This window comes from Streptomyces sp. NPDC057474 (assembly GCF_042802555.1).
Classification (GTDB): domain Bacteria; phylum Actinomycetota; class Actinomycetes; order Streptomycetales; family Streptomycetaceae; genus Streptomyces.
Genome location: NZ_JBHVDX010000206.1, coordinates 1 through 18,931, shown reverse-complemented (window position 1 = coordinate 18,931; position 18,931 = coordinate 1). Strand labels below are relative to the sequence as shown.

The following is an 18,931-nucleotide window of genomic DNA, read 5'->3' as shown; positions in this document are numbered from 1 at the left end:
GGTCCTCGCGTGTCCGGGGTCTTCCCTGCGTCAGGAATCGCGGGCGTGCTTCAGGCGGGTGCGGGCCTCGACCTTCTCCTCGGCGGCGACCTCCGCCCAGAAACGGTGGCAGCTCACGAAGACCGCCAGTTCCCGCTCGCGCTCGCGGAGCTTCTCGACCTCGGCCTGTTCGTCGGGCGTCCAGCCCGGGGAGGCGGGGCGCTCGACCTTCCGCCAGCCGTTGTCGTCGCTGAAACCGTCCAGGGGCTCGACCGACCAGGGCAGCCGCTTCAGCAGTGCCAGGAGCTCGGCCCGGACCTGATGAAGCTCCTCCTGACCGGCGAGGAGGTCACTGGGAAAGTCATAGGTCTTGGCCACGCGGCAATGGTACGCCTGTTCGAATTTGGGATGCGAGTTCCTTCTGTCACTTCGGGCGCCGCTTCATTCGAATGGGTGGATGAGGTGGAGGGGGACCTTGAGGGAGGCGCTCTCACCCAAGGCTGACCTTGGGTATCGTCGCCGCATGACCCTCGACGATCTCCGTGTCTTCGTCGCCGTCTGCCGGGCCGGGAGCCTCAGTGCGGTGGCCCGGGAGCTGGGCTGCACCCAGTCGGCGGTGAGCCAGCACGTACGGCGGCTGGAGCGGGAGGTCGGCGTCGGGCTGGTGGAACGGCAGGCCCGCGGGGTCGTGCCCACCCGGGCCGGGCGGGTGCTCCAGGAGGCGGCGGCCGAGGGCATCACCGGGCTGGACCTCGCGCTGCGCCGGCTGGCCGAGATGGTGCGCGGCGACGGCGGTGTCGTACGGATCGCCACCGGCGGCACGACCGTGCGGCACTTCATGGCACAGGGCATCGTCGACTTCCGGCGCTCGTACCCGGACGTGGGCCTGGAGTTCCAGACCGTACGGTCGAGCGCGGGGTGTTGCGACGCGCTGGCCGACCCGTCCCGGGACCTGGACCTGTCGTGGGTCACCCTTGGGCCCGCCGTCCGTGGCATCGAACAGCGGGCCGTGGCGGAGCTGCCCTGGGTGCTCGCCGTACGCGCCGACGACGAACTCGCCGGGCGGGAGCGGGTGGAGGGCGGCGAGCTGGACGGGATGCGGCTCATCGGACTGCCGGAGAACTCCACCTCGTACGCCCATCTCGACGCCGCCTACCGCGAGTTGGGCATCACCGTCAGTCCCTCCGGCGCCGGTGTCGCCGACTGGGACACCGCGATCCTCCTCACCGAGCTCGGCGTCGGCCACGCAGTCGTCCCCGCGCTCCCGGGCTGGACCGGCCCCGGCCACCCCGGGCTGCGCTTCGTCCCGGTCCCCGATCTGCCCCCGCTCACCGTTGGTTGGGCCGTACGGCGCTGGGATGCGCTGTCACCACCGGCCCGCGCCTTCGCCGACACGGTGGCCCGGCACGCGGTGCGGGTGGGGGGTGGGGTGCGGGCGGTTTAGGAGGCTGGGGCCCCCGCCTCTGGCCGGGGCCGGGTGCTCGTTCGGTGGCCTGCTGCCCGCAGTTGCGCCACCACCTTGGCAGCCACGGGCACCGGTACGTCGTGTCGCTCGGCCGCGCGGAGCAACGCGCCGCCGATCGCGTCCAGTTCGAGGGGGCGGCCGGCCTCGGCGTCGCGTTGCATGGAGGACTTGGTGGCGGGCGGGAAGGCGTCGTAGCGGCGCAGGGCCTCGGCCGGGTCCACGGGGGCGCCGGAGGCCGCGCTGACCGCGGCCGTCTCCTCGACCAGGGAGGTCAACTCCTCGCGGTGGCGCGTGCGGATCTCGCCGAGGGGCAGGCCGTGGCGGGTCGTCAGCAGGGCGAACGGCGCCAGGAACGACATCTTCGCCCACAGCACCGCCGTCTCGTCCGCCAGGACCCGGGCGCCCACGCCGGACCATTCCAGGGCCCCGGCAAGGGAGTTGAGTCGATCCCGCGGGACCGTGTCGCCGGTGAGGTCGACCTCGGCGAACGGGCTGCCGTGCTCGATGACGCCCGGGGCCACACGGGTCGACTCGACGCGGATGGTGGCGGGAGCGATGGGGACGGTGTCGCCGTAGTGGGCGCGGAGGCGAGCCGGGTGCTCGACGCCGTTCAGGAACGGTACGACCAGGGTGTCGGGGCCAAGTGCCGCCGCCGGGAGCCGGTGCAGGGCGGCCTCCAGGGTCGTGTGCTTCACCGCGATGAGGGCCGCGTCGACCGGTTCGCCGAGCTCTGTCGCGGTCTCCACGCGGGCGGTGAACTCGCCGAAGCGGGCGCTCCTGACCTGGATGCCGTCCTTCTCCAGGACCTGTGCGGTCTCCTCCCCGGCCAGGCAGATCACCCGGTTCCCGGCGCGGGCCAGCAGCGCGGCGAGCAGTCCGCCCACGCCGCCCGGGCCCAGCACCGCCACCGTGAGCCGTTCCTTCGTCATCGTCCCCTCGTTTCTGCCGGGTGGGTCGTCCCGGCCTCGGTGATGATCACAAGCAGTGGAGAGCTGAGTCAATCCTCGGGGGAACTTGCTGATACCCAAGGAAAGGCTTGGGAAAGGAGGTGGCCTGGGCCGTCGGCCTGGGGTTATGCGGGCGTACGCGCGAGACTGGGTTCATGTGCCGCAGCATCAAGACCCTTCGACCGCCCGTCCTCCCCGAAGAGGCCACCGAGGACGACATCCGGGCCGCCGCGCTTCAGTACGTGCGCAAGGTCTCCGGGTTCCGTGCGCCCGCCGCCCACAATCGCGAGGTCTTTGATCACGCGGTGGACGTGATCGCGGCGGCCACGGCGGAGTTGTTGGACGGGTTGGAGGTGCGGGGCGCTCCGCGGCGGGCCGGGTAGATTCTCGCCTGGGCGGGTTGGTGGGAACTGCGCGAGCAACCACCTACAACCACCTACCCCCCCGTACCCGCCAACGCACAGGTACCCCGAGTCCTCCCGTGTCCGGAGTCGAAGCGCGGCGGCCGGAGGTCAGTTGCTGACGCGAGGGCGGCGCATGAAGTACGCCGCCGCCGCGCCCGCGCCGAAGAGCGCCGCCAAGGACACCGCCGTCGCGAGCCAGGTCGGGCCGAGCCACTGCGCGCCGAAGTAGCCGAGGGCAACGCTGTAGGCGGCCCAGGCGAGGCCGGCGACGGCGGACCAGGGGAGGAAGTCGCGGGCGCGGTGGCGGGCGGCACCCGCGCCGAGGGAGACGACCGAGCGGCCGGCGGGAGCGAAGCGGGCGACGACGACCAGGAGGCCGCCACCCCGGGAGAGCGCCGCGCCGAGACGTTCCTGCGCGGTCGTCAGGCGTCGGGAGCGGGCGATGGCGCGGTCGAGCCGGGCACTGCCCCGCCAGGCCAGCCGGTACGCCACCAGGTCACCGAGCACGGACGCGGTCGCCGCCGAGAGCATCAGCACCAGAATGTCGGGGACCTCGCGGGCCATCGCGCCCGCCGCCGTCTCCGCCGCGGCGGCCGTGGCCACCGCGACGACCAGGACACCGCTCGGGAGGACCGGGAGGAACACGTCCAGCACGATGGACACGCCCACGACGGCGTAGATCCATGGGCCGGCGGCCAGCCAGCCCAGACTCTCAAGCACCGAACACTCTCCTGTTTTCCCCCGGCGGCACGGCGACCCGTGACAGCCGAACAGCGTACGCCCCGGGTATGACACACGGCTCACAGGGGCTCATGTGTCTGTCACACCGTGTTCATCCGGAAGGCGGGAGAGGGAGGGAAGGGGAGAGGAGAGGAGGGAGAGGAGAGGGATCGGTCGAGGCGGGCCGCCGGGGGCGTGTGACACCCCCGGCCGCCCGTTTCGTGTGACCGGCGATCAGGCCAGGCGGGGGCCAGGCCGGGGCAGGCCGGGGTCAGGCCGCCACGGTGGCCTTGCTCGTGGCGGTCTTGTCCGCGGACGCGGACTGGCGCTTGGCGAGGAGCTGGTCGAGGCCGAGCGCGCCGGAGCCGGTGAAGACCAGCAGGAACATGGCCCAGCAGTAGAGGGCCGCGCCCTCGCCGCCGTTCTCGACCGGCCACAGGGCCTGCGGCTGGTGGACCTTGAAGTACGCGTAGGCCATGGCGCCCGAGGCGACGAACGCCGCGACGCGGGTGCCGAGGCCGAGGAGGACCAGGGTGCCGCCGACGAGTTCGATGACGGCCGCGTACCAGCCGGGCCAGGTGCCGGCGGAGACGGTGGCGCCCTGTCCGTCCGCGCCGCCCAGGACGCCGAAGAGGCTCCTGGCGCCGTGGCAGGTGAAGAGCAGGCCGATGACGATGCGGAACAGTCCGAGGGCGTATGGCTGGGCGCTGTTGAGGCGTCCGGTCATTGTGGGGGACTCCTTCGGTAGTGACCCGGTCCTTGTGGGACCGGTGGGGACGGTTATTACCGGTGAGTCGCCCACGTTAGGCAGGCCTAATCAATACTTGCAAGTTCAACATCTAGCCAGCTCTTTACCGGTACTTGGGCGGCCTTCTCGCAGGTCGTCGCACGTAGAACCGCTCGCGCCACGGCATCCGCGTCCGAAAGTGTGACCGAATCCACCCCCGGCCGGGCGCCCGCCGCCGTCACCCAGTGCACGCCCTCCGTGGGTACCCCGAAGGCGAACCTCCGTGCGTGCGCGGCACCTTGACGGTTGATCAGACGATAGGGCCGCGGTGTTACGTCCAGCCCTCCCGTCTCGTAACCATCCACTCGGTGCGGGCGGCACCCGCCCGTCCGCAGCAGGCCGGCGAGCAGATCGTCGGCTGTCCTGCGCAGGTCCGGCTCCGGGAGGCGGGCCTCGACGACCGTCGTCACCCGGACCGCCGACCCCGGCACGTCGGGGGAGCGCGCCAGCCAGGCCCCGTTCTCCGGCCGCACCTCGAGTCGGGGGCCGAGCACCGTCAGGACGCCCGCCTCGATCAGCGCGGACATCTCCTCGATACGGCTGCGGGGCGGGCCGATGGACAGGAACGCGTTCAACGGCGTGTACCAGCGGTCCAGATGCTCCCGGCGCGACGCGCCCGCCAGCCCGCCGTGGTCCACGATCAGCCGCAGCTCGTTCCGCAGGTCCCGCAGCACGTCCAGCGCCGCCTTCACCGGCCCCTCGACATTCCCCAGCGCGGCCTGCGCGGCGTCCTCCCGCAGATACCCCAGCAGCCAGCCCCGCCAGTCCTCCGGGCCCGCGAACTCCCATCCCGCGTAGGGCCGCGAGATCCGGTCCCACGACCACCGGTCCGCGTCCGCAACCCCGAACTCATCGAGAACAGCGGCCTCTTGGGGGGAGCGGTGGACTGCGGAGAGGAAACGGTCACGGAAGGGGGCGGGGGAGAAGTCGCGGGCGGTGCTGGCGAAGGGGGTGCCGAAGTGGTCGGCCGACGGCGCCCCCAACACCCCCTCGTAGTAGACCGTTTCGACCTCCTTGGCGACCAACGGCCATATCTCCGTGAGAAAGTCGGGCGCCTCACCGGAGTCCGCGCGTTTGCGGAAGCCCGCGATGACCTCGGGGGTCAGGACGAGCGGGGTGTGGCGGCCGTAGGGGCCCTTGTCGTTGTCGCCGCGTGCCTGGTACGGGACGCCGCGCCGGGAGCCGGCGTACAGGCGCGGCTCGTGGCCGGAGGGGACGTACCGCAGTCGCCGTCTCTCCTCGGAGTGGTCCTCGCCGTCGTCGTCGTATACGAAGACGCCGCCCCGGCCGGTCGTCAGCAGGGCCATGTGGTCGAAGAAGTTGAGGCCGAGGCCGCACAGGAGGACCGGTTCGCCGGGGGCGACGGGGGAGAGGTCGAGGTCGGCCGGGTTGGCGGGCGGGAAGTGGCGCAGGCCGTGGCGGGCGGCGTACGCGGTCAGGTCCCGTTCCACCCGGTCCGGGACCGTGGGGAGGTGGCCCTGGGCGAGGACCACGGCGGCCAGGCCGGTGAGGACGCGGCCGGTGGCGAGGGTGAGCTGCTGGCTTCCGTCGGGGGCGTCGTCGAGGCGGACCGCGCGGGTGCCGTGGACCTCGACCCGGATCTCGGGCGGCGCGCCGCGCACCACCTCGGCGAAGACCCACTCCAGATAGCGGCCGTACTGGGCCCGGGTCGGATAGTCGTCGGGTCCCAACGCGCCCGACCCGTCCCACTGGTCTGACGCGTCCGACCCGCCCGCCCACTCGTACAGGCTCGGGCCCGGGCGTATCGGACCCGAACAGTCCACGCTCTCGTCGGTGAAGAGGGTGACCTGGGAGGCCACCGTGTTCATCAGCAGATGGTGGGACTGGGCGGTGCGCCACACCTGGCCCGGGCCCGGCGGTGCGGGGTCGACGACGTGGACGGTCAGACGGGTGCCGGGGCGGAGCAGTTCGGGGGCGGAGGCGCAGAGGCGTTCCAGGACGCTGGTACCGCGCGGGCCGGCGCCGACGAGAGCGATGCCGATGTCACTGATCCCTGGAAAATCGGACAAGGGGGTAACTCCCGTGCGTGTGGGGCGCATCGTGGGGCGCGGCGCGGCGGACCGCCCGCCGGGAAGCGGACGGTCCGCCTCATCATGCCGTCGCACGCCACGGGAACAGAGCCCTGGGACCCATCGGGCGCGCCGGGTGTGGGATGCCTCACGAGCATCTCGGACAACAGGGGCAACAACCGTGCGCAATGGGTGGATTAAGGGCTGAGTGCCGACTCCGCCCCCGTTTCCAGTCGTGCCTTGTCGCCCCGCCGGGCCCGTGCGCGGTCGAGCCGCAGCCGCGCCGAACGGCCGTGCAGCGTCAGTGTCATGAGGTGGTTGCCGAACCAGGGGCCGCCCGTCCTGCGCCAGTCGATCGACGGCCGCGCACCCCGCCCGTGCCGCCCGAACCACCGGCCGAGCGCCCGCCCCGTCCCGCTCCAGCCGAAGCGGAAACCGAGCTTTATCGAGAGCGGGATGGAGTTGTGCACGGGGGAGCAGGTGAGTTGGAGCACGCGGGCGTCGGGACTGCCCGAACCACCTCCGACGCCGCCCGAGTCGCCCTCCGGCCACGACGGTTCGGCGATGTACGCGTGGTGCACGTCCCCGGAGAGCACGAGTACGGTCGCCGGGGCGTCGGAGCCCGAGCCCGCCTCGGCGATGAGCCGGGTCAGGGCCTCGAAGGAGTCGGGGAAGGCCGCCCAGTGCTCCAGATCGGCGCCCTGGCGCAGCTTCTCCCCGAACCGCGCCCAGCGGTCGCCGCGCTCGCCCCGGCAGAGGGCGGCGCTCCAGGACTCGGCGTCGTGCACGAGGTGGGGCAGCAGCCAGGGCAGGGAGGTGCCGATGAGGAGATGGTCGTACGAGCCGCGCGCGTCCAGTGCCTGGGTACGCAGCCACTCCGCCTCGCCGGGGTTCAGCATCGAGCGGTTCCGCTCGTCGAGGACGCGCGCGGCCCGGCTGTCGAGCATCAGGACCCGTACGCGCCCGAAGTCCCGCCGGTAGCTCCAGCGGACGGAGGCCGGGTCCCGGTCGGCCTCGGTGGCGTGGGCGCGCAGTGCGTCCGTGCCGTCCGGGGTGGCGCGTACGGCGGCGTGGACCGGGTCGGTGGCCAGTTCGGCGGGGGAGAGGTTGCCGAGGTGCTGGTGGACCCAGTACGACATCAGGCCGCTCAGGATCCGCTCGCGCCACCAGGGGGTGGCCCGCATGCCGTCGAGCCAGGCCTCGCTGGTGTTCCAGTCGTCGATGACGTCGTGGTCGTCGAAGATCATGCAGCTGGGGACGGTGGAGAGCAGCCAGCGGATCTCGGGGTCGAGCCAGGACTCGTAGTAGAGGTGGGTGTACTCCTCGTAGTCCGCCACCTGCTCCCCCGGCGGGTCCGCCAGGTCCCGGCGGGCGGCGAGCCAGCGGCGGGTGGCCTTGGAGGTCTCGTCCGCGTAGACCTGGTCGCCCAGGAGGAGGAGTACGTCGGGGCGCTCGGCCCCCGGTTCGGCGGCCAGCCGGGTCGCCAGGGTGTCCAGGGCGTCCGGGCCCACCGGGTCCGGCTCGCCGGCGGGCGGCGCGGCCCAGCGGCAGGAGCCGAAGGCGACCCGGACGGTGTCGCCCTCGGCCGGGGTGCGGATCTCGGAGGGCGGGTGGGAGGAGCCGGGCAGGGGCCACACGGGCGTGCCGTCGAGCAGCACCTCGTACGCCGAGGCCGTGCCCGGCGCCAGTCCCGTCACCGTGACCAGCGCGTAGTGGTGGCCGGCGATCTGGAAGGTGCGGGCCTCGCCGCCCCCGCCGCCGGCACACCGCACCTCGGCGACGCATGGACGGCTCGCCTCGACCCATACGGTCGCGGACGAGCCATCCACATATCTCAGCAGTGGTCCCAGGCGCAGCCCCGCCATCAGCGATCACTCTCCTCCGTCGTCCCGTACGGTACGGAACGACGGAGGAGAACGGGGAGGTTCCGGGTCACTTTGTTCGGGCGCGTTGAACTCGGGGTCAGCAGTTCGCCAGGTAGCTGGTGAGCGCGCTCTTCTCGGCGGAGTCGACGGAGAGGTCGTAGTAGTACTTCACCTGGACCCAGGCGCGGACGTACGTGCAGCGGTACGACGTGACCGAGGGCATCCACTCGGCCGGGTCCTGGTCGCTCTTCGACTGGTTCACGTTGTCCGTGACGGCGATGAGCTGCGGGCGGGTCAGGTCGTTGGCGAACGCCTGGCGGGTGGCGCTGCTCCAGCTGTCGGCGCCGGAGTCCCAGGCCTCGGCCAGCGGCACCAGGTGGTCGATGTCCAGGTCGGAGGCGGCGGTCCAGGTGGCGCCGTCGTACGGGGAGAACCAGGAGCCGCTGGTGGCGGCGCAGGCGGAGCTGGTGACGACGTTCGTACCGTCGCGCTTGAGGACCGTCTCGCGGGTGTTGCAGGTGCCGCTGATGGTGATCCAGTGGTTGAACAGGTCCCGGTTGTACCCGGTGCGGTCCTCGGTCGCCACGGTGAGGGTGGCGAGGTAGGAGCGGGCGGTGGAGGCGCTGACCGGCGTCGGGAGCGCGGCGGAGGCGGTGGGAGCGTTGAAGAGCGCGACGGAGGCTATCAATCCGCTGAGCGCCGCGAGTATGCTGACTCGTCGACGCGCGTAGAACCTGCGCATGTGAACTCCTTGTGGGGCCGGGGGTTGGGGCGCGAGCGATTGAAGGGTCGCGTCGCTGTGTTACCGGCGGATGTGCGTCTGGTGAGAAACTAGTGACGCGTGCATGACACGACAAGGGTTGCGGTCGTGATTGTGGGCGCGAGTGGGCGCGAGTGGGGGCGCCTACGGGCGGGGGCGGCTGGGAGCGGAGTGCGGGTGCGGGTTGTGTGTGGTCGCTCGCGCAGTTCCCCGCGCAGTTCCCCGCGCCCCTAAAACTCCGGGCGCGTCCCACGCTGTCGAGGGGGCGGGGAACCGCGCGATCAGCCCCCACCCACCCCCACCCACCCCCACTCGGCCGCAGCCGCCTACGCGGCCCCGGCACCCCCACCCCATAGGCGCCCGGCGTACCATGGACCGCGCAGAAGGGGAGTAGCTCTTCGCCGGACCGTCGACATACTGCTCAGCTCGTCTGAGCCGGCGCCCGGAGGCGGGTCCTGTTGATCGGGACCGGCCAGCGAGACCTTCGGCAAGCAGTGCACCGTCCGTGCCGTTCGGTACGGGCTCATCCGTCCGTGCCGTCCGGCACGGACGAACCGTGTGCTGCCGTGCCGAGGTGTCGCGTCAGCGGACGATTTCTCTCGGTGGGGTGGCCCGACCGATTGAGGAACCTTGATCAGCTTCAGTGTCACGGCGCTCGTCTTCGGCGTCGTCTTTCTCGCCGAACTCCCCGACAAGACCGCGCTCGCCGGTCTCGTGCTCGGCACGCGCTATCGCGCCTCGTACGTCTTCGCCGGCGTCGCGGCCGCGTTCGCCGTGCATGTCGTGCTCGCGGTGGCGGCGGGGAGTGTCCTCACACTGCTGCCGCAGCAGATCGTGCACGCGCTGACGGGCGTGCTGTTCCTGGGCGGGGCGGCGGTGCTGCTCATGAAGAAGGACGAGGGCGAGGAGGACATCCGGCGGCCCGAGAACCAGAGCTTCTGGAAGGTCTCGGGGGCGGGTTTCATGCTCATCCTGGTCGCCGAGTTCGGGGATCTCACTCAGATCATGACGGCGAACCTCGCGGCCCGGTACGACGATCCGCTGTCCGTCGGGCTCGGGGCGGTCCTCGCCCTGTGGGCCGTGGCCGGGCTAGGCATCGTCGGCGGCAAGGCGCTGATGAAGCGGGTGCCGCTGAAGCTGATCACCCAGGTCGCCGCCGTGCTGATGGTGGGGCTCGGTGTGTGGAGTCTGTGGGAGGCCGTGGCGGGATGAGTGGCGGGGTGGCGGGGACCCGATTTGTTTTGTACCGTGGGGAAACAAAGTGGCTCCCGCCCGCACTCCCTGACCGGCGGGCGGGGCCGCCTTGTCCCTCCGGGCCGCCTCGCCGGGTCCGACCGTCCGCGGCCCCCCTTTTCGCGCCTTGGAGCTGCTGATGACGGCCACCACCGTTCTGACCGCCCGCGCCCTCCTGCTGGACATGGACGGCACCCTCGTCAACTCGGACGCCGCCGTCGAACGCGTCTGGCGGCGCTGGGCCGAGCGGCATGGGCTGGACGGCGCTGAGATCATGAAGGTGGTGCACGGTCGACAGGGGTACGCCACGATGGCCGTCCTCCTGCCGGACCGTCCCATGGAGCAGAACCTCGCCGACAACGTGCGGATGCTGGCCGAGGAGACCGCCGACGTGGACGGCGTCGTCCCGATACCCGGCGCGCCGGAGTTCCTCGCGTCCCTCGTCGCCGGCGGTGTGCCGCACGCCCTCGTGACCTCGGCGGACGTCGCGCTGTCCACGGCACGGATGGCCGCGGCCGGGCTGACGCTGCCCGAGCTGCGCGTCACCGCCGAGTCGGTGGGAGCGAGCAAGCCGGACCCCGAGGGCTTCCTGAAGGGCGCCGCCGAACTGGGCATCGCACCCGAGGACTGCGTCGTCTTCGAGGACTCCGGAGCGGGGATCGAGGCCGGGCGAGCTGCGGGGATGCGGGTCGTGGGGATCGGGGAGCGGGCGCGGTCCCACGGTCCGGACGTGGTGGTGCCCGACCTGACGTCGATACGGGTCGAGGTGGCCGAGGACGGGGCGGTCCGGCTGCACGTGTGCGGTTGACGGGGAGACGGCGGAGTGGCGGGCCACTGCCGTCTCCCCGGGGTGGCCGGTTGATGGGGCGGGTGCCGTTTTCCCGGGGTCGCCGGTCGGTGGGGACGGTGCCGTCTGGCCGGGGTGGCCGGTCGGTGGGGCGGGTGTCGTCTGGCCGGGGTGGCCGGTCGGTGGGGACGGTGTCGTTTTCCCGGGGTGGCCGGTCGGTGGGGCGGGTGTCGTCTGGCCGGGGTGGCCGGTCGGTGGGGACGGTGCCGCCTCCCCCGGGGTCGCCGGTCGGCGGGGATCGGCTAACGGCGGTCGAGGACGTCCGTCAGCCTGGTGAAGCCGTCGGTGCCGTGGCCCCGGGCGATCGCGCGGCGGGCGAAGCCTTCGGCGGACCGCATGACGCTCGCGTCGATGCCGTGGGACTCGGAGACCTCGACGATGTGGGCCATGGTCGACACGGCCGAGGTGAGCGGGTTGCCCTCGCCGGAGTGCCGGCCGCTGTCGACCTCTTCCGCACCCTCCTCGAAGAGCGGCGGGAGGATCGCGGCGATCCCCTGGGCGAACGGGGTCAGCTCCCGCGCGGTGACACCCTCCGCCCGGGCCAGCGCCAGAGCGTGGGTGTAGCCGGCGATCGCGGTCCAGAAGAGGTCGAGCAGCGCGATGTCGTACGTCGCCGCCCGGCCGATGTCCTCGCCGAGGTGGGTGTGGGTGCCGCTCAGCGCGTCCAGGACGGGCTGGTGGACGCGGTAGAGGTCTTCGGGGCCGCTGTAGAGGAACACGCCGTCCGGGGTACCGATGGTCGGCGTCGGCGTCATGATCGCCCCGTCCAGGTAGTCGACTCCGTGCTCGTCCGCCCAGCCGGCGGTGGAGCGGGCCCGGTCCGGGGTGTCGGCGGTCAGGTTGACCACCGTGCGGCCCTTGAGCGCCTCGGTGACGGCCGGGCTTCGCAGTATCGCGTCCGAGGCGCCGTAGTTCACCACGCAGACGACGGTCAGCGTGCTCGCGGCCACCGCCTCCTCGGCCGACCCGGCGCCGATCGCGCCCCGCGCGACCAACTCCGCGTCCCGGCCCGGCGTACGGTTCCAGACCGTGGTCCGCAGCCCGGCGTCCAGGAACGCGCCGGCGAGGGCACGGCCCATCGGACCCAGGCCGAGTACGGTGACGGTGGGAGTGGGGGTGGTTGTGCCGGTGGCGGTGGTGGGCTGTTCGGTGTGTGCGGGCATGACTCAGTGACTCCTGTGGGAAATTGGTCGGTCCGTTGATTCGCGACGGACAGGGCGGATGAACGACGAACAGGGCGAGGGGGAGCGAGAATGACGCGCAAGCGTGCCCAGGACCCGAATGTCTGTGGGGTGACCGCGGCGATCACCGTGATCGAGGGAAAGTGGAAGACGTCGCTGCTCTGGCTGCTGGAGTCCGGTCCGCACCGCCCGGGTGAGCTGCGGCGGATGCTGCCGGGCCTCAGCGAGAAGGTGCTGACTCAGGCGCTGCGCGAGATGGAGACCGATGGGCTCGTGCACCGGGAAGTGCACGACGTTCTGCCGCTGAAGACCGTGTACTCCTTGACCCCGTTCGGCCGCGAACTCTCCGAGGCGCTGGGGCCCTTGTCGGACTGGGGGTACCGACGCCTGGAGACGCTCACCGGGGTCGAGGGGGAGGCCGAGAACGAGGTCGCGTCCCGATCCGCCTCCTGAACCGTCACGTCACCGTCATCGTGTCCGTCTTCCGTCCCTGGTCGCCGCCACGCGACCCTTCGGCCGCTCCTTCACCACAAGGGTCGCCTGACGGCCGCCGTCCGCCAAGTACCCACAAAAAGGTGGGTACTTATGGGGAAGAGCGGGGGCGAGCAGGGACCGAGGGGAGCATCGGCCGGTTCATTCCGCCGACGGACGGCGTTTCCGCGGACGGGGTGGGTCTGGGACGACTCCGAGCCCTCGCCCTGATGTTGTTTCGCCCCCGCCCGGCTGCAGTTCCGCAGTCGTCGGGCGGGGGCGTCGGCCTACTTGTCGTGCTTGAGGCGCTTGAGGCGCTTGAGGCGCTTGAGGCGCTTGAGGTGCTTGAGGCGGTGGGCGTCAGGCCTCGGTCTTCGGGCCCGTCTGCTGGAGGACCTCGAAGGTCCAGACGGTCGAGTCGGAGGCGGCCGGCTTGGGACGGTCGCCGCCGCCCTGATGGGCCTGCTTCATGGGGCCCTCCATCCACGCCTGGAAGGCCTCCTCGTCGCGCCAGCGGGTGTAGACGAGGTAGTCGTCGGTGCCGTCGACGGGGCGCAGCAGCTCGAACCACTCGAAGCCGTCGGAGCTCTCGACCACCCCGGCGCGAGCAGCGAACCGCTTCTCCAGCACCTCGCGCTGCTCGGCGGGAACCGTGAGGACATTGACCTTGACGAAGCTCATGGCTTCATCCTGCATCACGTGAGGCGAAAAAGTACGAGCCGACCCCACGGTTCGCCCGGCGCCGACCGACCGGGGCCGGTCGGTCACGGCTCCTTCGTCTCGGACTCCAGTCGCTCCCGGGTGACCAGGCCGTAGACGCCCGGCTCGTCCTGGTCCTTCGTGATGCCGCGGGTGCTCTGGTAGAAGAGGACGGCCTGTTCGACCTGGCTGTCGAAGTTCTCGTCGATGTCGCCGTTGTAGATGCCCAACTGGCGCAGCCGGAGCTGGAGTTCGGTGACCTCGGGGTCGTCGTCGCCGAGGCGGAGCGCCTTCGGTGTCACGAGCCGGCTGTCGTCCGCCTCGTCCGCGCCCGCGGCCGACGAGCCGCTGGAGCCGCTGGAGGCGCTGGCGCTGGGCGCGCTCTCCGTCGGGTCGGCCGACGCGGACGCGGACGGTGAGCCGGACGTCTGCGACGGCGAAGGAGAAGGGGACGGGCTCTTCGTGGGCCTCGGCGACGCGGCACCGCCGCCCGTCGGCGCCGGCCCGGGTGCCCCACCCTTGCCCTCCCCGGACGGCTCCACCGGCGACGCCTCCCCGTCGGGCGACGTGTCCGGCGCGCTCGCCCGCAGGTCGTCCGGCAGCGCGCGGTCCCGCTCGGGGGCGTCGTACGAGAACAGCCCGCTCGCGAGCCCGGCAGCGGCCATCACCCCCGCGGCGGCGGCCCCGGCGAGGGCGACGACGAGCCCCGTACGGCGGCGGCGTCGACGTCCGGAGTGGCCCGATGACGGGGAGGCGGGGGAGGTGGCGGGGAGCGACGGGCCCGAGAGGGGTGACCGTTCCGACGAGGGCGACGCGTACGGCGAGGGTGATGGCGGTGTCGGGAACAGCGTTTGGGTCGAAGACGTGCTCGACGCGCCGTACCCGCCCCTGCCGGGCTCCCCGTCCCTCGCGGATCCCGGGGCGTCGCCCAGTTCCACGTAGGGGCGTATCCGGAGGGGGTCGAAGTCCTCCGCGGCCGCCGCCTCGGCCGTACGGGCTTCGAGAAGGGCCTCGGACGCGCGGCGGCCGCACGCGCAGGACGGCGTGCCGTCCGAGGCCCGGGGTGTGGAGCATTCCGGGCATATATGGCTGTTCGGTTCACTCACGTGTCGTTCCTCCCCACGAAGACTCCAGAGTTTAAGCAAACCGTCGCCACAGAACCTCCCAGGCACCCCGGGAACCACAGGTTCCGGAAAGCCTCGACGGGCCATAACCGGTCACTCCCACCACGATGGAATGGACACGGGGGAAATGGAAACCCAAGGATGCTGTAGAGGACCCTCGGGCCCTCGGGAGGTCTGCATGACCGACGCCACTGACGACACCGCCGGACGCCCGCCCCCGCCCGGCCCCCGTGGGCACGGTGTCCCCGTCGCCGAAGGTGTGCCCGGTGGCGTGCTGGTCTCCATCGGGGCCCTGCTGCTGGGGATGCTGTTGGCGGCGCTCGACCAGACGATCGTGTCGACGGCGCTGCCGACGATCGTGAGCGACCTCGGCGGGCTGGAGCACCTGTCGTGGGTGGTCACGGCGTACATGCTGGCCGCGACGGCGGCGACACCGCTGTGGGGGAAGCTCGGCGACCAGTACGGCCGGAAGAGGCTCTTCCAGACGGCGATCGTGATTTTTCTCATCGGGTCGGCGCTGTGCGGAATGGCACAGAACATGCCCCAGTTGATCGGCTTCCGGGCGTTGCAGGGCCTCGGTGGCGGCGGGCTCATGGTGCTGTCGATGGCGATCGTCGGGGATCTCGTCCCACCGCGTGAACGCGGGCGCTACCAGGGCCTGTTCGGTGCGGTCTTCGGCGCGACGAGTGTGCTCGGGCCGCTGCTCGGCGGGCTGTTCACCGAGCATCTGAGCTGGCGTTGGGTGTTCTACGTCAACCTGCCGGTCGGAGCGGTGGCGTTGCTCGTCATCGCCGCCGTGCTGCGCATCCCGCGCAAGGCCGAGCGGCATGTCATCGACTACCTCGGCACCTTTCTCATCGCCTCCGTGGCCACCTGCCTGGTCCTGGTGGCCTCCCTCGGCGGCACCGCCTGGGACTGGAACTCGCCGCAGATCATCGGCCTCTCCGTACTGGCCGTCCTGCTCGTCGTCGCCTTCGTGGCCGTCGAGCGGCGGGCCGCCGAACCCGTCCTGCCCCTCAAGCTCTTCCGCGTCCGCACCTTCACCCTCTCCGCCGTGATCAGCTTCGTCGTCGGCTTCGCGATGTTCGGCGCGATGACCTACCTGCCGACGTTCCTGCAGGTCGTGCACGGTGTGTCGCCGACCATGTCCGGTGTGCACATGCTGCCGATGGTGTTCGGGCTGCTGCTGTCCTCGACGGTCTCCGGGCAGATCGTCAGCCGCACGGGCCGCTGGAAGGTGTTCCCGGTCGCCGGTACGGCCGTCACCACGCTGGGCCTGCTGCTCCTGCATCAACTCGACGCGGACAGCAGCGACGGCGAGATGAGCGCGTACCTCTTCGTCTTCGGACTCGGGCTCGGCCTCGTCATGCAGGTCCTCGTCCTCGTCGTGCAGAACGCCGTCTCGTACGAGGACCTCGGCGTCGCCACCTCCGGCGCGACCTTCTTCCGGTCCATCGGCGCCTCGTTCGGCGTCGCCGTCTTCGGTACGGTCTTCGCCGGGCACCTCGGCGACAAGCTCGCCGACGCGCTCGACGGGGCCCAGCTGCCCGCCGGGGTCAGCGTGGACGGGCTGAAGGCGGACCCGCGCGAGATCGCCGAACTCCCGGCCACGCTGCGCCCCTCCGTCCTCGACGCGTACGCCTCCGCCATCACCGACGTCTTCGTCTACGCGGCCCCGGTCGCCCTGCTCGGCTTCGTCCTCGCCTGGTTCCTGCGCGAGGACCGGCTGCGGGCCTCCGTGACGGCACCCGACGCCACGGAGACGCTCGCCAGCAACCCCGTCGAGCGGTCGTCGTACGACGAGGTGTGCCGGGCGCTGTCGGTGCTCGGGTCCCGGGAGGGCCGACGCGAGATCTACCGGAAGATCACCGCGCGGGCCGGCTACGACCTGCTGCCCGCCGCGAGCTGGCTGCTGCTGCGGATCCGGCGGTACGGCTGGGCCGAACCCGCCGTGCTCGCGGAACGCAGCACCGTCCCGCTCGACGTGATCATGGCCGCGACCCGGCAGGTCGAGGAACTCCGCCTCGCCCGCCGCGACGGCATCGACCTCGTCCTCACCGACGCCGGCCACGAGGCCGCCGACCGGCTCGCCAAGGCCCGTGAGGACTCCCTCGCCGAACTCCTCGGCGACTGGTGGGGCCCCGACCGCCCCACCGGCCTCGTCCGCCTCGTCGAGGAACTCAACGCCGAACTCTGCGGCTCGGACGCGGAACGCCCGCACGACGAGGGAGCGATCACGCGACGGCCGCCGGCCACGACGACGTCCGATACGCCGCCCACACCGCCTCCGCCCCCAGCGGCTCCTACGTCTACGTCAGTTTCTTCGTGAACCAGTGCTCCGCGTACTCGTGGTCGTTGTGCGGGGCGCTCTCCTCGTAACCGAGCCGGGCGTAGAGCGTGCGGGCCTCGACGAGGTCGCCGCGGGTGTCGAGGGCGATCCGCTCGGCGCCGAGGGCGCGGGCCGCGTCCTCGGCCGCCGTCACGAGGAGCGCGGCACCGCCCTTGCCACGTGCCTCCGGCAGCAGGAAGACCCGCTTCAGCTCGGCCGTCGCGGCGTCCATCAGCCGCACCCCCGCCGTGCCGACCGGCTCGCCCCCGTACCGCGCCACCAGCAGCGCTCCGTCCGGCGGCGCGAGGTACTCCCCGGTGTCCGCCGCGACCTCCCGCTCCAGCTCGTCCGGGTCCGTGGCGTGTCCCTCGTGCAGCAGATACCAGCGGTCGCTGACCTCGGTGTAGTACGCCCGCCAGAGCCCGGCGGCGATGGGGGAGTCGTAGGGCTCGTCGTCCACGGACCAGGCGGCCGTCATCGTCATCGGGTACGGGTCATGGCGGTCATCGTCGGGAGCGGGGGCGGGCGGCCCGCAAACGATTTACGCCGTTGTCCTCCTCCCACGCACTTGCCGTTTGAACGAACGGGTTCTGGCAACCCGGTGCGAAACGGCCCGATGGGGTGAGACGCCCGGGCCGAGGACTCTGGAAGGCATTCATGTCCACAGGCTTGATCATCGCTTTGATCGTGATCGTGGCGGCCGTGGTCGTCGTGGCGGCCGTCCTGACCCAGCGTGCCCGCGGGGGCGCGGGTGGCGGCGGATCGCTGAAGCGGCGTTTCGGACCCGAGTACGACCGGACCGTGACCCGCCATGACGGCGACGAGCGGGCCGCCGCCCGGGAGCTCGCGGAGCGGGTGAAGCGGCACGGCCCGCTGGAGAAGCGGCCGTTGCCGAGCGCGGAGCGCGAACGCTACGAGTCCCGCTGGGCGGCCGCCCAGGAACGCTTCGTCGACTCGCCCCGTGAGGCGGTCGCCGAGGCGGACCGGCTGCTCGCCGAGGTGGCCGGGGCACGCGGCTTCCCGGACGGCGGCCACTACGAGACCCAGCTGGAGGCGCTCTCCGTCCACCACGCCCACCATGTGCACGGCTACCGCCGGGTGCACCTCGCGGCGCACACCACCGGCGACACCGCCCAGGGCCACGCGGGCACCGCCGACGGCGCCGGCCCCGGCACCGGTACCGAGGAGATGCGCGAGGCCATGATCGAGGCCCGCGCCCTGTTCGAGGACCTGGTGACACCGGACCGCCGGGACGCGCGGGCGGACCGTGACGGCACCGCCGGGCGCGAGGGCCTGGCCCACCGCGACGGCAAGGCGCGACGCGACGAGCGCGACGGTGCGGCCGCCGACGGCCGCCACCGGTCCCACCTGCCATGGGCGCCCACCAGGCGCCACGCGAAGGGGAGTTGAGGGGGATGACGGACGACATGACGAGGAGTGACGGCATCCGCGAACGCGGTCCGCGCGAGACGCGGGAAGCCGACGCGAGGCGTGACGGAGTGAAGGGGAGCGGGATGCCGATGCCGCCGGGTACCCGGGCGACGGACACGACAAGCTCCGCGGGCGCGACCGGAACCCGGGCCGCGGTCGTGGCGGGGCACGACGCCACGGCGGGCCGTACGGAGGGCCGGGCTGACGGCCGTACCGTCGGCAGGACACCGGGCGTCGGCGGCGAAGGCGTCGGCGAAGGCGCCGGCCCAGGAGCCCGCGAGGGCCACACCAAGGCCCCCGCCACGGCCACGGGCGGCTCCCGGTCCGCCGGATCCCCTCTGCTGCCCCATGAGGAGGGCGACAAGCTGACGCTGCGATTGCAGCACGCGGTCGGCGGGTTCGTCGACGAGCCCCGGTCCGCCGTCGAGGAGGCCGATCACGTCCTCGAAGACGTGGCCGCCCGCTTCACCGACGCGATGACCCAGCGGCGCCGCACCCTCCGGGCCGCCTGGCAGTCCCCCGCGGACGACCGCGAAGCCTCCACCGACACCGAACAGCTCCGCCTCGCCCTCCGCGACTACCGAGAGCTGACCGAACGGCTGCTGCGGATCTGACACCGCCTGCGGCATACGACGAGGCCGCGCCCCGGGTCGTGCACC

Annotated in this window: 19 protein-coding genes; 8 read left to right on the top strand and 11 right to left on the bottom strand. The window is 72.1% G+C overall.

Annotation, left to right across the window (positions count from 1 at the left end; translation table 11 throughout):
- Nucleotides 1–30: 30 nt before the first annotated feature.
- A complete protein-coding gene (locus ACFU53_RS37805; protein ID WP_384003282.1) occupies nucleotides 31–357 on the bottom strand; it encodes a hypothetical protein in 327 nt (108 codons plus the stop codon).
- Nucleotides 358–502: 145 nt separating this feature from the next.
- Here ACFU53_RS37805 and ACFU53_RS37800 point away from each other — a divergent pair, with 145 nt between their 5' ends.
- A complete protein-coding gene (locus ACFU53_RS37800; RefSeq protein ID WP_384003279.1) occupies nucleotides 503–1,423 on the top strand; it encodes a LysR family transcriptional regulator in 921 nt (306 codons plus the stop codon).
- On the opposite strand, the gene ACFU53_RS37795 is transcribed toward ACFU53_RS37800, so the two are convergent.
- Complete coding sequence (locus tag ACFU53_RS37795; RefSeq protein ID WP_384003276.1) at nucleotides 1,420–2,373, bottom strand: ketopantoate reductase family protein; 954 nt, start codon at nucleotides 2,371–2,373, stop codon at nucleotides 1,420–1,422. The two genes, ACFU53_RS37800 and ACFU53_RS37795, sit on opposite strands and share 4 nt — an antisense overlap.
- A 173-nt stretch (nucleotides 2,374–2,546) precedes the next feature.
- Here ACFU53_RS37795 and ACFU53_RS37790 point away from each other — a divergent pair, with 173 nt between their 5' ends.
- Nucleotides 2,547–2,774, top strand: coding sequence for a DUF2277 domain-containing protein (locus tag ACFU53_RS37790; protein WP_384003273.1), 228 nt, complete (start codon nucleotides 2,547–2,549; stop codon nucleotides 2,772–2,774).
- A 129-nt stretch (nucleotides 2,775–2,903) separates the two neighbouring features.
- Here ACFU53_RS37790 and ACFU53_RS37785 read toward each other — a convergent pair whose 3' ends face one another.
- From ACFU53_RS37785 to ACFU53_RS37765, 5 genes are all read right to left on the bottom strand, one after another.
- The gene (locus tag ACFU53_RS37785) at nucleotides 2,904–3,515 is read right to left on the bottom strand and encodes a DedA family protein (RefSeq protein WP_384003270.1); all 612 of its coding nucleotides are present in this window, start codon (nucleotides 3,513–3,515) and stop codon (nucleotides 2,904–2,906) included.
- Between the two features lie 271 nt (nucleotides 3,516–3,786).
- Entirely contained in the window at nucleotides 3,787–4,242 is a 456-nt protein-coding gene (locus tag ACFU53_RS37780; protein WP_384003267.1) for a DoxX family protein, read from the bottom strand.
- Nucleotides 4,243–4,328: 86 nt separating this feature from the next.
- Nucleotides 4,329–6,362, bottom strand: coding sequence for an FAD/NAD(P)-binding protein (locus tag ACFU53_RS37775; protein WP_384003265.1), 2,034 nt, complete (start codon nucleotides 6,360–6,362; stop codon nucleotides 4,329–4,331).
- A 167-nt stretch (nucleotides 6,363–6,529) separates the two neighbouring features.
- Nucleotides 6,530–8,197, bottom strand: a complete 1,668-nt coding sequence (locus tag ACFU53_RS37770) for an alkaline phosphatase D family protein (protein WP_384003262.1) — start codon at nucleotides 8,195–8,197, stop codon at nucleotides 6,530–6,532.
- 97 nt (nucleotides 8,198–8,294) lie between these two features.
- On the bottom strand, nucleotides 8,295–8,939 hold the full coding sequence (locus ACFU53_RS37765) for an HNH endonuclease family protein (RefSeq protein ID WP_384003259.1): 645 nt from the start codon (nucleotides 8,937–8,939) through the stop codon (nucleotides 8,295–8,297).
- Between the two features lie 648 nt (nucleotides 8,940–9,587).
- Between ACFU53_RS37765 and ACFU53_RS37760 the strand changes: the two genes are divergently transcribed.
- Both ACFU53_RS37760 and ACFU53_RS37755 read left to right on the top strand, forming a co-directional pair.
- Nucleotides 9,588–10,169, top strand: coding sequence for a TMEM165/GDT1 family protein (locus ACFU53_RS37760; RefSeq protein WP_384003256.1), 582 nt, complete (start codon nucleotides 9,588–9,590; stop codon nucleotides 10,167–10,169).
- 160 nt (nucleotides 10,170–10,329) lie between these two features.
- A complete protein-coding gene (locus tag ACFU53_RS37755) occupies nucleotides 10,330–10,998 on the top strand; it encodes an HAD family hydrolase (RefSeq protein WP_384003253.1) in 669 nt (222 codons plus the stop codon).
- 281 nt (nucleotides 10,999–11,279) lie between these two features.
- Here ACFU53_RS37755 and ACFU53_RS37750 read toward each other — a convergent pair whose 3' ends face one another.
- Nucleotides 11,280–12,200 carry an NAD(P)-dependent oxidoreductase gene (locus ACFU53_RS37750; protein ID WP_384003251.1) on the bottom strand — a complete coding sequence of 307 codons (921 nt, stop codon included), beginning with the start codon at nucleotides 12,198–12,200 and terminating at the stop codon, nucleotides 11,280–11,282.
- A 90-nt stretch (nucleotides 12,201–12,290) separates the two neighbouring features.
- Here ACFU53_RS37750 and ACFU53_RS37745 point away from each other — a divergent pair, with 90 nt between their 5' ends.
- The gene (locus ACFU53_RS37745) at nucleotides 12,291–12,671 is read left to right on the top strand and encodes a winged helix-turn-helix transcriptional regulator (protein WP_384003248.1); all 381 of its coding nucleotides are present in this window, start codon (nucleotides 12,291–12,293) and stop codon (nucleotides 12,669–12,671) included.
- A gap of 378 nt (nucleotides 12,672–13,049) precedes the next feature.
- Here the strand turns inward: ACFU53_RS37745 and ACFU53_RS37740 are convergent, their stop codons facing one another.
- Nucleotides 13,050–13,370, bottom strand: coding sequence for an antibiotic biosynthesis monooxygenase family protein (locus ACFU53_RS37740; protein ID WP_384003245.1), 321 nt, complete (start codon nucleotides 13,368–13,370; stop codon nucleotides 13,050–13,052).
- Between the two features lie 83 nt (nucleotides 13,371–13,453).
- Entirely contained in the window at nucleotides 13,454–14,494 is a 1,041-nt protein-coding gene (locus ACFU53_RS37735) for a peptidoglycan-binding protein (protein ID WP_384003242.1), read from the bottom strand.
- Between the two features lie 196 nt (nucleotides 14,495–14,690).
- Between ACFU53_RS37735 and ACFU53_RS37730 the strand changes: the two genes are divergently transcribed.
- Nucleotides 14,691–16,841: a DHA2 family efflux MFS transporter permease subunit gene (locus tag ACFU53_RS37730; RefSeq protein WP_384003239.1), complete on the top strand. Its 2,151-nt coding sequence runs from the start codon at nucleotides 14,691–14,693 to the stop codon at nucleotides 16,839–16,841.
- On the opposite strand, the gene ACFU53_RS37725 is transcribed toward ACFU53_RS37730, so the two are convergent.
- Nucleotides 16,822–17,325 (bottom strand): GNAT family N-acetyltransferase, encoded by a 504-nt coding sequence (locus ACFU53_RS37725; RefSeq protein ID WP_384003236.1) that lies wholly within the window; start codon nucleotides 17,323–17,325, stop codon nucleotides 16,822–16,824. The genes ACFU53_RS37730 and ACFU53_RS37725 overlap by 20 nt on opposite strands.
- 173 nt (nucleotides 17,326–17,498) lie before the next feature.
- Between ACFU53_RS37725 and ACFU53_RS37720 the strand changes: the two genes are divergently transcribed.
- Together ACFU53_RS37720 and ACFU53_RS37715 are read left to right on the top strand one after the other, a co-directional pair.
- Complete coding sequence (locus ACFU53_RS37720; RefSeq protein ID WP_384003233.1) at nucleotides 17,499–18,251, top strand: hypothetical protein; 753 nt, start codon at nucleotides 17,499–17,501, stop codon at nucleotides 18,249–18,251.
- A 5-nt stretch (nucleotides 18,252–18,256) separates the two neighbouring features.
- The gene (locus tag ACFU53_RS37715; protein ID WP_384003230.1) at nucleotides 18,257–18,886 is read left to right on the top strand and encodes a hypothetical protein; all 630 of its coding nucleotides are present in this window, start codon (nucleotides 18,257–18,259) and stop codon (nucleotides 18,884–18,886) included.
- The last annotated feature ends 45 nt before the right edge of the window (nucleotides 18,887–18,931 follow it).

Coding starts and splice junctions, on each gene's coding strand:
- ACFU53_RS37800 (WP_384003279.1), top strand. CDS start 503: ATGACCCTCGACGATCTCCGTGTCTTCGTCGCCGTCTGCCGGGCCGGG.
- ACFU53_RS37795 (WP_384003276.1), bottom strand. CDS start 2,373: ATGACGAAGGAACGGCTCACGGTGGCGGTGCTGGGCCCGGGCGGCGTG.
- ACFU53_RS37790 (WP_384003273.1), top strand. CDS start 2,547: ATGTGCCGCAGCATCAAGACCCTTCGACCGCCCGTCCTCCCCGAAGAG.
- ACFU53_RS37780 (WP_384003267.1), bottom strand. CDS start 4,242: ATGACCGGACGCCTCAACAGCGCCCAGCCATACGCCCTCGGACTGTTC.
- ACFU53_RS37775 (WP_384003265.1), bottom strand. CDS start 6,362: ATGCGCCCCACACGCACGGGAGTTACCCCCTTGTCCGATTTTCCAGGG.
- ACFU53_RS37770 (WP_384003262.1), bottom strand. CDS start 8,197: ATGGCGGGGCTGCGCCTGGGACCACTGCTGAGATATGTGGATGGCTCG.
- ACFU53_RS37765 (WP_384003259.1), bottom strand. CDS start 8,939: ATGCGCAGGTTCTACGCGCGTCGACGAGTCAGCATACTCGCGGCGCTC.
- ACFU53_RS37755 (WP_384003253.1), top strand. CDS start 10,330: ATGACGGCCACCACCGTTCTGACCGCCCGCGCCCTCCTGCTGGACATG.
- ACFU53_RS37750 (WP_384003251.1), bottom strand. CDS start 12,200: ATGCCCGCACACACCGAACAGCCCACCACCGCCACCGGCACAACCACC.
- ACFU53_RS37745 (WP_384003248.1), top strand. CDS start 12,291: ATGACGCGCAAGCGTGCCCAGGACCCGAATGTCTGTGGGGTGACCGCG.
- ACFU53_RS37740 (WP_384003245.1), bottom strand. CDS start 13,370: ATGAGCTTCGTCAAGGTCAATGTCCTCACGGTTCCCGCCGAGCAGCGC.
- ACFU53_RS37730 (WP_384003239.1), top strand. CDS start 14,691: ATGACCGACGCCACTGACGACACCGCCGGACGCCCGCCCCCGCCCGGC.
- ACFU53_RS37725 (WP_384003236.1), bottom strand. CDS start 17,325: ATGACGATGACGGCCGCCTGGTCCGTGGACGACGAGCCCTACGACTCC.
- ACFU53_RS37720 (WP_384003233.1), top strand. CDS start 17,499: ATGTCCACAGGCTTGATCATCGCTTTGATCGTGATCGTGGCGGCCGTG.
- ACFU53_RS37715 (WP_384003230.1), top strand. CDS start 18,257: ATGACGGACGACATGACGAGGAGTGACGGCATCCGCGAACGCGGTCCG.